12 protein-coding genes and 1 pseudogene are annotated in these 13291 nt (G+C 59.0%); 2 read left to right on the forward strand and 11 right to left on the reverse strand.

Features of this window, described 5'->3' with window-relative positions; all coding sequences use genetic code 11:
- Positions 1-33 precede the first annotated feature (33 nt).
- The 5 genes and pseudogenes from ACIQV9_RS26045 to ACIQV9_RS26065 all read right to left on the reverse strand — a co-directional run.
- Complete coding sequence (locus ACIQV9_RS26045) at positions 34-1131, reverse strand: polyamine ABC transporter substrate-binding protein (protein ID WP_403107595.1); 1098 nt, start codon at positions 1129-1131, stop codon at positions 34-36.
- 236 nt (positions 1132-1367) lie between these two features.
- Positions 1368-2465: a polyamine ABC transporter substrate-binding protein gene (locus ACIQV9_RS26050; RefSeq protein ID WP_403107633.1), complete on the reverse strand. Its 1098-nt coding sequence runs from the start codon at positions 2463-2465 to the stop codon at positions 1368-1370.
- Positions 2466-2647: 182 nt separating this feature from the next.
- Positions 2648-4012: an aspartate aminotransferase family protein gene (locus ACIQV9_RS26055; RefSeq protein ID WP_403107597.1), complete on the reverse strand. Its 1365-nt coding sequence runs from the start codon at positions 4010-4012 to the stop codon at positions 2648-2650.
- Between the two features lie 58 nt (positions 4013-4070).
- On the reverse strand, positions 4071-5429 hold the full coding sequence (locus ACIQV9_RS26060; RefSeq protein WP_403107599.1) for a glutamine synthetase family protein: 1359 nt from the start codon (positions 5427-5429) through the stop codon (positions 4071-4073).
- A gap of 103 nt (positions 5430-5532) precedes the next feature.
- A pseudogene (locus ACIQV9_RS26065) lies at positions 5533-5847 on the reverse strand (gamma-glutamyl-gamma-aminobutyrate hydrolase family protein); the annotation flags it as partial.
- Positions 5848-6125: 278 nt separating this feature from the next.
- Here ACIQV9_RS26065 and ACIQV9_RS26070 point away from each other — a divergent pair.
- Positions 6126-7502: a glutamine synthetase family protein gene (locus tag ACIQV9_RS26070; protein ID WP_403107601.1), complete on the forward strand. Its 1377-nt coding sequence runs from the start codon at positions 6126-6128 to the stop codon at positions 7500-7502.
- 267 nt (positions 7503-7769) lie between these two features.
- A complete protein-coding gene (locus ACIQV9_RS26075; protein WP_403107603.1) occupies positions 7770-8408 on the forward strand; it encodes a TetR/AcrR family transcriptional regulator in 639 nt (212 codons plus the stop codon).
- Between the two features lie 146 nt (positions 8409-8554).
- Here the strand turns inward: ACIQV9_RS26075 and ACIQV9_RS26080 are convergent, their stop codons facing one another.
- From ACIQV9_RS26080 to ssuE, 6 genes are all read right to left on the reverse strand, one after another.
- Positions 8555-8770 carry a molybdopterin-binding protein gene (locus ACIQV9_RS26080; protein ID WP_003229256.1) on the reverse strand — a complete coding sequence of 72 codons (216 nt, stop codon included), beginning with the start codon at positions 8768-8770 and terminating at the stop codon, positions 8555-8557.
- 31 nt (positions 8771-8801) lie between these two features.
- Positions 8802-9608, reverse strand: a complete 807-nt coding sequence (ssuB, locus tag ACIQV9_RS26085) for an aliphatic sulfonates ABC transporter ATP-binding protein (protein WP_109635717.1) — start codon at positions 9606-9608, stop codon at positions 8802-8804.
- Positions 9605-10387, reverse strand: a complete 783-nt coding sequence (gene ssuC / locus ACIQV9_RS26090) for an aliphatic sulfonate ABC transporter permease SsuC (protein ID WP_219095005.1) — start codon at positions 10385-10387, stop codon at positions 9605-9607. The genes ssuB and ssuC overlap by 4 nt, the downstream gene beginning before the upstream one ends.
- Before the next feature lie 8 nt (positions 10388-10395).
- Complete coding sequence (gene ssuD, locus ACIQV9_RS26095; RefSeq protein WP_403107606.1) at positions 10396-11544, reverse strand: FMNH2-dependent alkanesulfonate monooxygenase; 1149 nt, start codon at positions 11542-11544, stop codon at positions 10396-10398.
- Positions 11545-11569: 25 nt separating this feature from the next.
- The gene (locus ACIQV9_RS26100; RefSeq protein WP_403107608.1) at positions 11570-12535 is read right to left on the reverse strand and encodes a sulfonate ABC transporter substrate-binding protein; all 966 of its coding nucleotides are present in this window, start codon (positions 12533-12535) and stop codon (positions 11570-11572) included.
- 101 nt (positions 12536-12636) lie between these two features.
- Complete coding sequence (ssuE, locus tag ACIQV9_RS26105; RefSeq protein ID WP_403107610.1) at positions 12637-13230, reverse strand: NADPH-dependent FMN reductase; 594 nt, start codon at positions 13228-13230, stop codon at positions 12637-12639.
- Between the last annotated feature and the right edge of the window lie 61 nt (positions 13231-13291).

The raw sequence follows: 13291 nt of genomic DNA on the forward strand, positions 1-13291 counted from the left end.
GTGAGCCAACCTTGGATAGTTTGAGCCTTTCAGCTATTTACCCGACTTGACCTTGGTCCAGCTGCGGGTCATCAAACGTTGAATGTTTGGTGGTAACTCGACGGACACGTAGGTCTTGTCGAGGACGGCTTGCGGTGGATAAACCGACTCGTCGGTGCGAATGGACTGCTCCATCAATTTGTCCGAGCCAGGGTTGGGGTTCGCATAGCCAACAGAATCACTGACCTGTGCGATCACCTCGGGTTTCAACAAATAGTTGATGAAGGCGTGGGCCTCTTTGACGTTGGCTGAATCCTTCGGAATCGCCAGCATGTCGAACCACAGCGCACCGCCCTCTTTGGGAATGGTGTAGGCCACGTTCACGCCTTTGCCGGCTTCTTCCGCGCGGGCCTTGGCCTGGAACATGTCACCGGAGAAGCCGATCGCGATGCAGATGTCGCCGTTGGCCAGGTCCGCGATGTATTTGGAGGAGTGGAAGTACGTCACGTAAGGGCGCACCGCCAGCAACTTGGCTTCGGCCTTTTTGTAGTCTTCGGGGTTGGTGCTGTTGGCGTTGAGGCCCATGTAGTTGAGGACGGTGGGCATCATTTCATCGGCGGAATCGAGGAACGCCACGCCGCAACTGTGCAGCTTCTTGATGTTCTCCGGTTCGAACACCACGCTCCAGGAATCGATCTTGTCGACGCCCAGCACAGCCTTGATCTTTTCGACGTTGTAACCAATGCCGTTGGTGCCCCACAGGTAAGGCACGGCGTACTGGTTACCCGGATCGTTTTGCTCAAGACGCTTGAGCAGTACCGGATCGAGGTTGGAATAGTTGGTCAGTTTCGACTTGTCGAGTTTCTGGAAAGCGCCCGCCTTGATCTGCTTGCCGAGGAAGTGGTTGGACGGCACGACCACGTCGTAACCGGTACGCCCGGCCAGCAACTTGCCTTCCAGGGTTTCGTTAGAGTCGAAGACGTCATAAACCGGTTTGATGCCGGTCTCTTTCTGGAAGTCGGCCAGGGTGGTCGGACCGATGTAGTCCGACCAGTTATAAATATGCACAGTACCGGCGGCCTGGACACTGACAGCCAACGTCAGCCCCGCGCCAACCAGCATGGCATTGCGCAACAAAGAAAAAATAGGCAAGTGGAGGTCCTCTAAAATTAGTTGGGCCCAAGTTGCCCCGCGTTACATGACAGCCATGGCGGCCTGACAACAAAACCGGCGCGCAACTTACCCTCGAAAAACCGTTCCAGCAAACTTTATGAAGATCTGTAGCAGCTGCCGCAGGCTGCGTTCAACTGCGAAGCAGTTGTGCTGTTGAAAAAGCGGAGGCCCTTCGGACCTCAACGCAGCCTTCGGCAGCTGCTACAGGGTTTTACTTATTTACCCGATTTAATCTTGGTCCAGCTGCGCGTCATGATCCGCTGGGTCGCGGCCGGCAAGTCGGCGATCGCGTACAGTTTGGCCAGCACGTCCGCTGGCGGGTAGATGCCTGGATCGTCGGTGATTTCTTTTTCAACCAATGCAGTGGCTGCCGCGTTACCGTTCGGGAAACGCACGGCGTTGGTGATTTCAGCCATGATTTCCGGCTTCTGCAGGAAGGTCATGAACTTGTAGGCGCCTTCGACGTTTTCGGCATCTTTAGGGATGGCGACCATGTCGTAGAAGCTGCCTGCACCTTCTTTCGGAATGTTGTAGCTGACTTTCACCTTGTCACCGGCTTCAGCCGCGCGGGACTTGGCCTGGTAGATATCACCCGAGTAACCCACGGCTACGCAGATGTTGCCGTTGGCCAGGTCGGAGATGTACTTGGACGAGTGGAAGTAGCCCACCGAAGGACGAATCTTCAGGAACAGTGCTTCGGCTTCGGCCAGTTGTTTTTTGTCCTGGCTGTCGGTTGGATAGCCCAGGTAGTGCAACGCCACCGGAATCATCTCGGTTGGCGAATCGAGGAAACTGATACCGCACGATTTCAACTTCGCGGCGTTTTCAGGTTTGAACAGCAGGTCCCAGGAATTGGTTGGCGCATCGGCACCCAGTGCAGCCTTGACCTTCTCGGCGTTGAAGCCGATGCCGATCGAACCCCACATATACGGGAAGGCATGCTCGTTGCCCGGGTCGCTCACCGATACTGCTTTAAGCAGGTCAGGGTTCAGGTTCTTCCAGTTTGGCAGCTTGGACTTGTCGAGCTTCTGGTAAACGCCAGCCTTGATCTGCTTGGCCAGGAAGTTGTTCGACGGCACAACGATGTCGTAGCCGGACTTGCCTGCCAGCAACTTGGCTTCCAGAGTTTCGTTACTGTCGAATACGTCGTAAACAACCTTGATCCCCGACTCGGCTTCGAACTTCTTGACGGTGTCCGGTGCGATGTAATCAGACCAGTTGTACACGTGAAGAACTTTGTCGTCCGCCTGAACTGCGCCCGCCATCACGCCCATCAGGGACATGGCGAGGAGGGTCTTGCCAGCTATCTTCATACCTAATGTCTTCATGGGTAATGCTCCAATTTTTCTTTTTAACCACGTGTTCAGCGGCCTTTCCCGGGCACTCCGAACAACCGGTAGTCTGGCAAGATCCAAGGCAGGCTTTCAAGGAAAGACCCATCCTTTGTTTGCGCTGAGCGAAGTGCACACTTCACACCCCGCTCAGAGCCTAGCACTTAGCCCTGCAACGCACTCAGGGTCAGGTCCAGACACTTGCGTGCCTTGGCCACCAACTCATCGATTTCAGCCTTGGTAATCACCAGTGGCGGAGCAATGATCATGGTGTCGCCCACGGCGCGCATGATCAGGCCGTTGTCGAAGCAGAACGTGCGGCAGATCATGCCGACGCCCTTGCCTTCGTAACGCTTGCGAGTGGCCTTGTCCTGCACCAGTTCGATGGCCCCCAACAGACCGACCCCACGCACTTCACCCACCAGAGGATGATCGTTCAGTTCTCGTAGGCGACTCTGCAAATAGGGTGCCGTTTCTGCATGGACGCGCTCGATAATTTTCTCTTCGCGCAGGATGCGGATGTTTTCCAGCGCCACCGCAGCGGCCACCGGGTGACCGGAATAGGTGAAACCGTGGTTGAAATCGCCACCTTCGTTGAGCACTGCGACCACTTCGTCGCGCACGATCAGGCCACCCATCGGGATGTAGCCGGAGGTCAGGCCTTTGGCGATGGTCATCATGTCGGGCTTGAGGCCGTAGAAATCGGAACCGAACCACTCACCGGTACGGCCGAATCCACAGATCACTTCATCCGCCACGAACAGAATGTCGTACTTGGCGAGGATTTCCTTGATGCGCGGCCAGTAGGTTTCTGGCGGAATGATCACGCCGCCGGCGCCCTGGATCGGCTCGGCAATAAAGGCACCGACGTTGTCCACGCCGATTTCCAGAATCTTCTCTTCCAGCTGATTGGCCGCCCACACACCGAATTCTTCCGGTGTCATGTCGCCGCCTTCAGCGAACCAGTACGGCTGGGCGATGTGGACGATGCCCGGGATCGGCAAGTCGCCCTGTTCGTGCATGTAGGTCATACCACCCAGGCTCGCGCCGGCCACGGTGGAACCGTGATAGCCGTTCTTGCGACTGATGATGACTTTCTTCTTCGGCTGACCCTTGATCGCCCAATAGTGGCGGACCATACGCAGCATGGTGTCGTTGCCTTCGGAGCCGGAACCGGTGAAGAACACGTGGTTCATGCCTTGCGGCGCGATGTCGGCGATGGCCTTGGCCAGTTCCAGCACCGGCGGGTGAGCGGTCTGGAAGAACAGGTTGTAGTAAGGCAGCTCGCGCATCTGTTTGCTGGCGGCATCGGCCAGTTCATCGCGACCGTAGCCAATCGCAACGCACCACAGCCCGGCCATGCCGTCGAGGATCTTGTTGCCTTCGCTGTCCCAGAGGTAAACGCCCTTGGCGTTGGTGATGATCCGCGGGCCTTTCTCTTTCAGCTGCTTGAAGTCGCTGAAAGGGGCCAGGTGGTGATCGTTGCTCAGGGTTTGCCATTCACGGGTTTGCGGGTTGTTGCTGGTCATGCGAATTCTCCTAAGATTTCGGTGAAAGGCGCGACCAGGTGCAGTCGCGCCCGGCGCATCAGACGGCGAAGAGCAGGAATTCCCGCTCCCACGAACTGATCACGCGCTTGAAGTTTTCATGCTCGGCCCGCTTGACCGCGACGTAGCCAGTGATGAATTTCTTGCCCAGGTATTTCTCGATGGTCGCGCTGTGCTCCATGCGTTCCAGCGCGTCTTCGATGGTTAGTGGCAGGCGCAGGTTGCGGCGTTCATAGCCACGACCCACCACCGGCGCACTCGGGTTCAAGCCTTCGACCATGCCGATGTAACCGCAGAGCAGGCTCGCGGCAATCGCCAGGTACGGGTTGGCGTCGGCGCCCGGCAGGCGGTTTTCCACCCGACGGTTTTGCGGCCCTGCATCCGGAACCCGCAGGCCCACGGTGCGGTTCTCTTCGCCCCACTCCACGTTCACCGGTGCCGAAGTGTCCGGCAGGAAGCGGCGGAACGAGTTCACGTTCGGCGCGAACAGCGGCAACAACTCGGGGATCAGCTTCTGCAAACCACCGATGTGGTGCAGGAACAGCTGGCTCATGCTCCCGTCTTCGTTGGAGAAGACGTTCTTGCCGGTTTCCATGTCGATGATGCTCTGGTGCAAGTGCATCGCACTGCCCGGCTCGCCGGTCATGGGCTTGGCCATGAAAGTGGCCGCCACGTCGTGCTTGAGCGCAGCTTCGCGCATGGTGCGTTTGAAGATCAGGATCTGGTCGGCCAGGGACAGGGCATCGCCGTGACGGAAGTTGATTTCCATCTGCGCCGTGCCGTCCTCGTGGATCAACGTGTCGAGGTCCAGTTCCTGCAATTCGCACCAGTCGTAGACGTCTTCGAACAGCGGATCGAATTCGTTCGCCGCTTCAATGGAGAACGACTGACGGCCGGTTTCCGGGCGCCCGGAACGGCCAATCGGCGGTTGCAACGGGTAGTCCGGGTCGTCGCTGCGCTTGGTCAGGTAAAACTCCATTTCCGGCGCCACGATTGGCTGCCAGCCCTTGTCGGCATAGAGTTTCAACACTTTCTTGAGCACATTGCGCGGCGACAGCTCGATCGGGTTACCTTGCTTGTCGTAGGTGTCGTGGATCACCTGGGCGGTCGGCTCGATGGACCACGGCACCACATACACCGCGTTCTGGTCGGGCCGGCAGATCATGTCGATGTCGGCCGGGTCGAGCAGCTCGTAATAGATGTCGTCTTCGACATAGTCGCCGGTCACGGTCTGCAACAGAACGCTCTCGGGCAGGCGCATGCCTTTTTCGGCAATGAACTTGTTGGTCGGCGAAATCTTGCCCCGGGTGATCCCGGTCAAGTCGGCGATCATGCATTCGACTTCTGTGATCTTGTGGTCTTTCAACCAATCGGTGAGCTGGTCGAGGTTGTTACTCATAAATGCCTCTTAGGCTGAGTTTCCTGACTCTTACAAGTCAGGCGTTGTTTGACGCATGGGCGTCGCGTGATACAGATTGCCACTGCAATAGCCGCGCACAAGTACCCACTCGGGTAATGGCGTGGGTCAGCGAGAGCGTAGTGGAACGTGCAGAATCATGAGCAAAAGCCGACGCGTTGGTCGGGCTGCCAGGGCGAAACGGTTCTATATTGGAAAGAGAGCCAGTAAAGAGAATGTCGTGTAGACCGTCCAGAATATCGGACGGGGACAGCAAGTTCGCCGGGGAAGGAAGAGTCGACGGCACGCCCGTGGCAACGCTTGCCTTGGCGTGAACGCAACAATCGCCACTGATGTGATAAGCATGCAGACCGATCTGCCTTGAGCAGATGGCGACGCCGATTAACGGCAGGCGAGACATGAAGCACCCCGGTATTATTGCTGTTATGGGTTTGAATCGAGCTTAGCCTTGTTCATTTTTTTACACAACACCCCCGTAAAAAATACAACACGGCCCGCTCAAGCTCGCGGGCGCCAAAGCGCTCAAAGGCATAAAAACGCCCCAAACTGCCTCAAAAAAGCCCTACGAGCGCTTTTTTAGGGCAAAAAAGGCCTCGCTTGACTTCGGCATGCCGTTCGGGTTGACTGAAACCCGAAGAGATCAATGATTGATATTTTTAACAACAAAGGTGTTGCATCATGTCGGTACCCCCGCGTGCCGTTCAGCTTAAAGAAGCGAACTCGTTCATTAAGGAACATCCTGATGTTATGTACTTTGTACTTCTGATTGCGGATATGAATGGTGTGGTGCGCGGCAAGCGCATTGAACGCACCAGCCTCCACAAGGTTTACGAGAAAGGCATCAACCTGCCGGCCTCTCTATTTGCTCTGGATATCAATGGCTCGACGGTGGAAAGCACCGGCCTGGGCCTGGACATCGGCGATGCTGACCGAATCTGCTATCCAATCCCTGACACCCTGTGCAACGAACCCTGGCAGAAGCGTCCTACCGCGCAACTGTTAATGACCATGCACGAACTCGAAGGCCAGCCGTTCTTTGCCGACCCGCGAGAAGTGCTGGCCAATGTGGTTCGCAAGTTCGACGAGATGGGCCTGACCATCTGTGCCGCGTTCGAACTGGAGTTCTACCTGATCGACCAGGAGAACGTGAACGGTCGTCCGCAACCGCCACGCTCGCCGGTGTCCGGCAAACGCCCGCATTCGACTCAGGTGTACCTGATCGACGACCTCGACGAATACGTCGACTGCCTCCAGGACATTCTGGAAGGTGCGAAGGAGCAAGGCATTCCTGCCGATGCAATCGTCAAGGAAAGTGCCCCGGCGCAGTTCGAAGTGAACCTGCACCACGTGGCCGACCCGATCAAGGCTTGCGACTACGCGGTCTTGCTCAAGCGCCTGATCAAGAACATCGCCTACGACCATGAGATGGACACCACCTTCATGGCCAAGCCTTACCCAGGCCAGGCGGGTAATGGTCTGCACGTGCACATTTCGATTCTTGATAAAGAAGGCAAAAACATTTTTGCCAGCGAGGATCCCGAGCAGAACGCCGCACTGCGTCACGCGATCGGCGGTGTGCTCGAGACCCTACCGGCGCAGATGGCCTTCCTCTGCCCGAACGTCAACTCCTACCGTCGTTTCGGCGCACAGTTCTACGTGCCGAACTCGCCGTGCTGGGGCCTGGACAACCGTACCGTGGCGATCCGCGTTCCAACCGGTGCCGCCGATGCCGTGCGCATCGAACACCGTGTGGCCGGCGCCGACGCCAACCCGTATCTGTTGATGGCTTCGGTTCTGGCAGGCGTGCATCACGGCCTGACCAACAAGATCGAGCCGGGCGCCCCCGTAGAAGGCAACTCCTACGAGCAGAACGAGCAAAGCCTGCCGAACAACCTGCGCGACGCACTGCGTGAGCTGGACGACAGCGAAGTCATGGCCAAGTACATCGATCCGAAATACATCGATATCTTCGTGGCTTGTAAGGAAAGCGAGCTGGAGGAGTTTGAGCACTCCATCTCCGACCTTGAATACAACTGGTACCTGCATACCGTTTAAGCGGTTGCAGTAAAAACAAACGCCGCAGGCTGACAAGGCTTGCGGCGTTTTTTATGGCTGAACACCAACCCCTGTGGCGAGGGGGCTTGCCCCCGTTGGGCTGCGAAGCAGCCCCAAAACAGGCAATCTCATTGCAACAGACATAACTCGTTTACCGGATCTGGGGAGTGCTGCGCACTCCAACGGGGGCAAGCCCCCTCGCCACAGGGGATATGGAACATCTGCCCGCTCTGCGTACAATGCCCCCTGCCCCGCAGGAGGACTCCAATGACGCGCACCGCCACCGTTCGCAAACCCCGCGCCCGCAGCCAGGCCCGGATCGATTCGATACTCGATGCCGCCCGCACACTGCTGGCTGCCGAAGGTGTGGCCAGCCTGTCGATCTACAGCGTCGCCGAGCGCGCGGAGATCCCGCCCTCCTCCGTCTACCATTTCTTCGCCAGCGTCCCGGCCCTGCTCGAAGCCTTGACGGCCGACGTCCACGCCGCGTTCCGCGCCTGCCTGCAAGCGCCCATCGACCACAACGCCCTCAGCGGCTGGCGTGACCTCTCACGAATCGTGGAGCAGCGCATGCTCGACATCTATGGCGAAGATGCCGCTGCCCGCCAGTTGATCCTCGCTCAGCATGGGCTGACCGAAGTCACCCAGGCTGACCGCCAGCACGACATCGAACTCGGCGACCTGATGCACAAGCTGTTCGATCATCACTTCGAACTGCCAAGGCTGCCCAAGGATGTCGATGTGTTTGCGCTGGCAATGGAGCTGGGGGATCGGGTGTATGCGCGCTCGGTGCAGCAGCATGGGCAGATCACGCCGCGCATGGCGGAAGAAGGGATGCGGGTGTTTGATGCGTATCTGGGGCTGTATTTGCCGCCTTACCTGCCGAAGCGCGCTATTCCAACCTGAACCTTGATCGTTCCCACGCTCTGCGTAGGAATGCAGCCCGTGACGCTCCGCGTCACTGGACGCGGAGCGTCCAAAGAGGCATTCCCACGCAAAGCGTGGGAACGATCAGGGTTCACACCCTCCGGGGTTGTGCGCAATGCACGCGCTTACAACTTGGCGATCGACACCTCGGTGGATTTCACAAACGCGATCACTTCGCTGCCGACCACCAGTTCCAGCTCTTTCACTGAACGCGTGGTGATCACCGAAGTGACGATGCCGGAAGCGGTCTGTACGTCGATTTCCGACAGCACGTCACCCAGTACGATTTCCTTGATCGAGCCTTTGAACTGGTTACGAACGTTGATGGCTTTGATAGTCATGATGTTGATTCCTGTCAGTGGATAAGGCGGGTTATTGCGCCCAACGCAATTGCGTAGGCAAGGGTGAAACAGGTTCCGGTTCCGGCGGCTGGCCGGGCAGCGCCAGCACGCGATTGAGGACTTCGGTTTCCAGCGCCGCCAGCCGATGGGAGCCGCGGACCCGAGGGCGCGGCAGCTCAACGTGCAGGTCGAGGCCGACTTCGCCCTCTTCGATCAGGATCACCCGATCGGCAATCGCCACCGCTTCACTGACGTCGTGGGTCACCAGCAACACGGTGAAGCCATGCTTCTGCCAGAGCCGTTCGATCAGCTGCTGCATTTCAATTCGGGTCAGGGCGTCCAGCGCGCCAAGGGGTTCGTCGAGCAACAGCAAGCGCGGTTGATGAATCAGCGCGCGGGCTAGGGCCACGCGTTGCTTCTGGCCACCGGACAAGGCCGCCGGCCATTCATTGGCTCGATCCGCCAGACCGACCGATTCCAAGGCTTCCAGCGCTTGCGGCCGCCAGTTGCCCTTGAGCCCGAGGCCGACGTTGTCGATGACCTTTTTCCAGGGCAGCAAACGCGCTTCCTGGAACATCAGTCGGGTGTCTTCCCGCGCATCGCTCAGCGGCGCGGAGCCGGCGAGCAATTCACCGCCAGTGGGTTTGTCGAGGCCGGCGAGCAGCCGCAGCAAGGTACTTTTGCCACAGCCACTGCGACCGACCACGGCGACAAACTGACCGGCCGGGATGTGCAGATCGATCTCACGCAACACCTGCCGTGAGCCAAAGGTCTTTTGCAGCTTGCGCACCACCAGCGGAATCCCGCGCAGCAGGCGTGGAGGTTGTTGAGCGGTCATGCGGCACCTCCTTTGGCAACCTGATACGCCGGATGCCAGCGCAGCCAGACACGTTCAAGTCCACGGGCCGCGAGGTCGGCAAGTTTGCCAAGCACGGCGTACATCAGGATCGCCAGCACCACCACGTCCGTCTGTAAAAACTCCCGGGCATTCATCGCCAGGTAGCCAATGCCGGAGCTGGCGGAAATGGTTTCCGCGACGATCAGCGTCAGCCACATGAAGCCCAGTGCGAAGCGCACACCCACCAGAATCGAAGGCAGCGCACCCGGCAGAATCACCTGGCGGAACAGACTGAAACCGGACAAGCCATAACTGCGGGACATTTCCACCAGCGCCGGATCGACGTTGCGGATGCCGTGATAGGTGTTGAGGTAGATCGGGAACAACGTGCCCAACGCCACCAGGAAAATCTTCGCCGACTCATCGATGCCGAACCACAGGATCACCAGTGGAATCAGCGCCAGGTGCGGCACGTTGCGGATCATCTGCACCGAACTGTCGAGCAGGCGTTCGCCCCATTTCGACAGGCCGGTGATGAAACCCAAGGCCAAACCGATGCTGCCACCGATGGTGAAGCCCAACGCGGCACGCCAGCCGCTGATTGCCAGGTGCGTCCAGATTTCTCCGCTACGCACCAGACTCACGCCGGCCTCAATGACCGCGATCGGCGCCGGCAGAATCCGTGTCGACAACCAGCCCGCCGACACCGACAACTGCCACACCGCCAGCAGCAACACCGGCAACGCCCAGGGCGCGAGGTTGTGGATAATTCTCTTCATGGCGCGCCTCAGCTCTGGGACGCGGCTTTGGGAAGAATATCGTTGGCGACCATCTCACCAAACGGGCTGACATAGTTGGCGCCTTGGGGCAGCTCCGGACGTTCGATGTCGAGGTGCGGGAACAGCAACTCGGCGACCCGGTACGACTCTTCCAAGTGTGGATAACCGGAGAAGATGAAAGTATCGATGCCCAGGTCTGCGTATTCATTCACGCGAGCAGCCACGGTCGGACCATCGCCGACCAGCGCCGTTCCGGCACCGCCACGCACCAGACCAACACCGGCCCACAGGTTGGGGCTGACTTCCAGGTTGTCGCGGCTGCCGCCATGCAGCGCGGCCATGCGTTGCTGGCCGACCGAATCGAACCGCGCCAGAGAAGCCTGGGCACGGGCAATGGTTTCGTCGTCCAGATGAGAGATCAGCCGATCCGCCGCTTGCCAGGCTTCGGCATTGGTTTCACGAACGATCACATGCAGACGAATGCCGAAGCGTACGGTACGACCGAGCTTCGCGGCTTTGGCGCGCACTTGTTCAATCTTCTCGGCAACGGCAGCCGGTGGTTCGCCCCAGGTCAGAACCATTTCGACCTGCTCCGCGGCCAGATCTTGCGCCGCTTCCGAAGAACCGCCGAAGTACAGCGGGGGACGCGGTTGCTGGATCGGCGGATAGAGCAACTTGGCGCCCTTCACGCTGATGTGCTGACCGTCGTAATCAACGGTTTCGCCTTCCAGCACGCGGCGCCAGATGCGGGTGAATTCCACCGAAGCCTGATAGCGCTCTTCGTGGGTCAGGAACAAACCATCGCCAGCCAATTCTTCCGGATCGCCGCCGGTCACCAGGTTGAACAACGCACGACCGCCGGACAGGCGATCCAGCGTCGCGGCCTGACGCGCGGCCACCGTCGGGGAAATGATCCCGGGGCGCAGGGCGACAAGGAACTTCAAACGCTGGGTCACCGGGATCAGCGAAGCCGCCACCAGCCACGAGTCTTCGCAGGAGCGACCGGTGGGAATCAACACCCCGCCGAAGCCCAGGCGATCCGCCGCCTGGGCAACTTGTTGCAGGTAACCGTGGTCGACGGCGCGAGCGCCTTCGGCGGTGCCAAGGTAATGGCCGTCGCCGTGGGTAGGCAGGAACCAGAAAATATTGAGGCTCATGGAGTGGTCTCCTTGGGGAATCGGATTACTGCGCTTTGGCAACGGCTGCCGGTGGCGTCCAGATCACGTCTTTGATGCTCAACTGTTTCGGAATCAGCTTGAGCTGGTAGAAGCTGTCGGCGATTTTCTGTTGGGCGGCGACCACTTCAGGTGTGAGAAACAGGGCGCCGTAGCCTTGGCGTTTCACCGAAGTGAGGGTGATGTCCGCCGGCAGGCCGAGCAGTGGCGAGACTTGTTTGGTCACCTCGATGGGGTTGGTTTTGGACCATTCGCCGACCGCGCGCACTTCTTCCACGAGGGTCTTGATCACCTCAGGATTTTTCTGCGCATAAGGCTTGGTCGCGAGGTAGAACTGATGGTTGTCGACGATGCCTTGGCCATCACGCAGGGTGCGTGCTTGCAGCTGTTGTTCGGCAGCGGCCTGGTACGGGTCCCAGATCACCCAGGCGTCGACGCTGCCACGTTCGAACGCAGCGCGAGCATCGGCTGGCGGCAGGAATACGGTCTGGATGTCGGTGTATTTGAGGCCGGCGTCTTCCAGTGCGCGGACCAGCAAGTAATGGACGTTGGAGCCTTTGTTCAGGACGACTTTCTTGCCCTTGAGGTCCTGCACCGATTTGATCGGCGAGTCCTTCGGCACCAGGATCGCTTCGCTGTGCGGCGCTGGCGGTTCGTAGGCGACATAGAGCAAATCGGCGCCGGCTGCTTGAGCGAATACCGGCGGGGTTTCGCCAGTGACGCCGAAGTCGATCGAACCGACGTTCAGGCCTTCGAGCAGCTGCGGGCCGCCGGGGAATTCAGTCCATTGCACGTCCACGCCTTGGGCGGCGAGGCGTTTTTCCAAAGTGCCTTTGGCTTTGAGCAGCACCAGGGTGCCGTATTTCTGATAGCCGATTCGCAGAGTCTCGGCTTGAGCTTGAGTAATGGCGCCGAAGGTGACAGCCGCTGCAAACAGAGCGACCAGACCACGACGCAAAATGACAGTGCGCATGGCGCTCTCCTTTTTGCAGTTGGGTTTTGGCTGCACCTGCTTGCCCGTTAGCGGGCGAGTAAGGCCAGTACATCAATTTCAGGTATGGCTTAAATGCTGACTTAAATGCTCCAGCGAGCACTCAACAAACGTTCATTCAACAGGTTCGGATCGAGCGGCTTCGGCCGTCGGGCCATGGCGCTGAAAAACAGCTCCAGCGATTCATTCAGTCGTTGTTCCAGCTCTGGCGCCAGCTGCGCCTGAGCACTGCCTTCGCCGTAAGCGATCTGGCTGTCCACGGCAAAAATCCCGTGGAGCATTTCCTGGGCTTTCAACGCCGACAGCACCGGTTTGAGCGCGTAATCCACCGCCAGCATGTGGGCGATGCTGCCGCCGGTAGCCATGGGCAAAACCACTTTGTGGTCCAACGCGCGCTCGGGCAGCAGGTCCAGCACGGTTTTCAGTGCGCCGGAGAACGACGCCTTGTAGACCGGGGTGGCGATCAACAGGCCATCGGCATTTTCAATCTGTTGCAGCAGGTCGATCACCTTCGGGCTGTCGAAGCGTGCATGCAGTAAGTCTTCGGCCGGGAAGTCCCGTACCTGGTAACTCACTACTTCCACACCTTGCTCCTGCAACCAGCGTTGGGAGCGCTCCAGCAGCACTCCGGAACGGGAGCGTTGGCTGGGACTGCCACCGAGTGAGACGACCAGCATTCAGGCGATTCCTTGAACGGTGTTGGCGATTCGCGGTTTGCGATCTCGCTGTGATGGAAGT

Origin of the sequence: Pseudomonas sp. NPDC099000 (assembly GCF_044759925.1) — a bacterium.
In the GTDB taxonomy this organism is placed as follows: Bacteria; Pseudomonadota; Gammaproteobacteria; order Pseudomonadales; family Pseudomonadaceae; genus Aquipseudomonas.

What these genes read in the sequence shown, in the direction of transcription:
- ACIQV9_RS26060 (WP_403107599.1), bottom strand. Translation starts at nt 5,429, where the DNA reads ATGAGTAACAACCTCGACCAGCTCACCGATTGGTTGAAAGACCACAAG.
- ACIQV9_RS26075 (WP_403107603.1), top strand. Translation starts at nt 7,770, where the DNA reads ATGACGCGCACCGCCACCGTTCGCAAACCCCGCGCCCGCAGCCAGGCC.
- ACIQV9_RS26055 (WP_403107597.1), bottom strand. Translation starts at nt 4,012, where the DNA reads ATGACCAGCAACAACCCGCAAACCCGTGAATGGCAAACCCTGAGCAAC.
- ACIQV9_RS26050 (WP_403107633.1), bottom strand. Translation starts at nt 2,465, where the DNA reads ATGAAGATAGCTGGCAAGACCCTCCTCGCCATGTCCCTGATGGGCGTG.
- ACIQV9_RS26070 (WP_403107601.1), top strand. Translation starts at nt 6,126, where the DNA reads ATGTCGGTACCCCCGCGTGCCGTTCAGCTTAAAGAAGCGAACTCGTTC.
- ssuB (WP_109635717.1), bottom strand. Translation starts at nt 9,608, where the DNA reads ATGACCGCTCAACAACCTCCACGCCTGCTGCGCGGGATTCCGCTGGTG.
- ssuD (WP_403107606.1), bottom strand. Translation starts at nt 11,544, where the DNA reads ATGAGCCTCAATATTTTCTGGTTCCTGCCTACCCACGGCGACGGCCAT.
- ACIQV9_RS26080 (WP_003229256.1), bottom strand. Translation starts at nt 8,770, where the DNA reads ATGACTATCAAAGCCATCAACGTTCGTAACCAGTTCAAAGGCTCGATC.
- ssuE (WP_403107610.1), bottom strand. Translation starts at nt 13,230, where the DNA reads ATGCTGGTCGTCTCACTCGGTGGCAGTCCCAGCCAACGCTCCCGTTCC.
- ssuC (WP_219095005.1), bottom strand. Translation starts at nt 10,387, where the DNA reads ATGAAGAGAATTATCCACAACCTCGCGCCCTGGGCGTTGCCGGTGTTG.
- ACIQV9_RS26100 (WP_403107608.1), bottom strand. Translation starts at nt 12,535, where the DNA reads ATGCGCACTGTCATTTTGCGTCGTGGTCTGGTCGCTCTGTTTGCAGCG.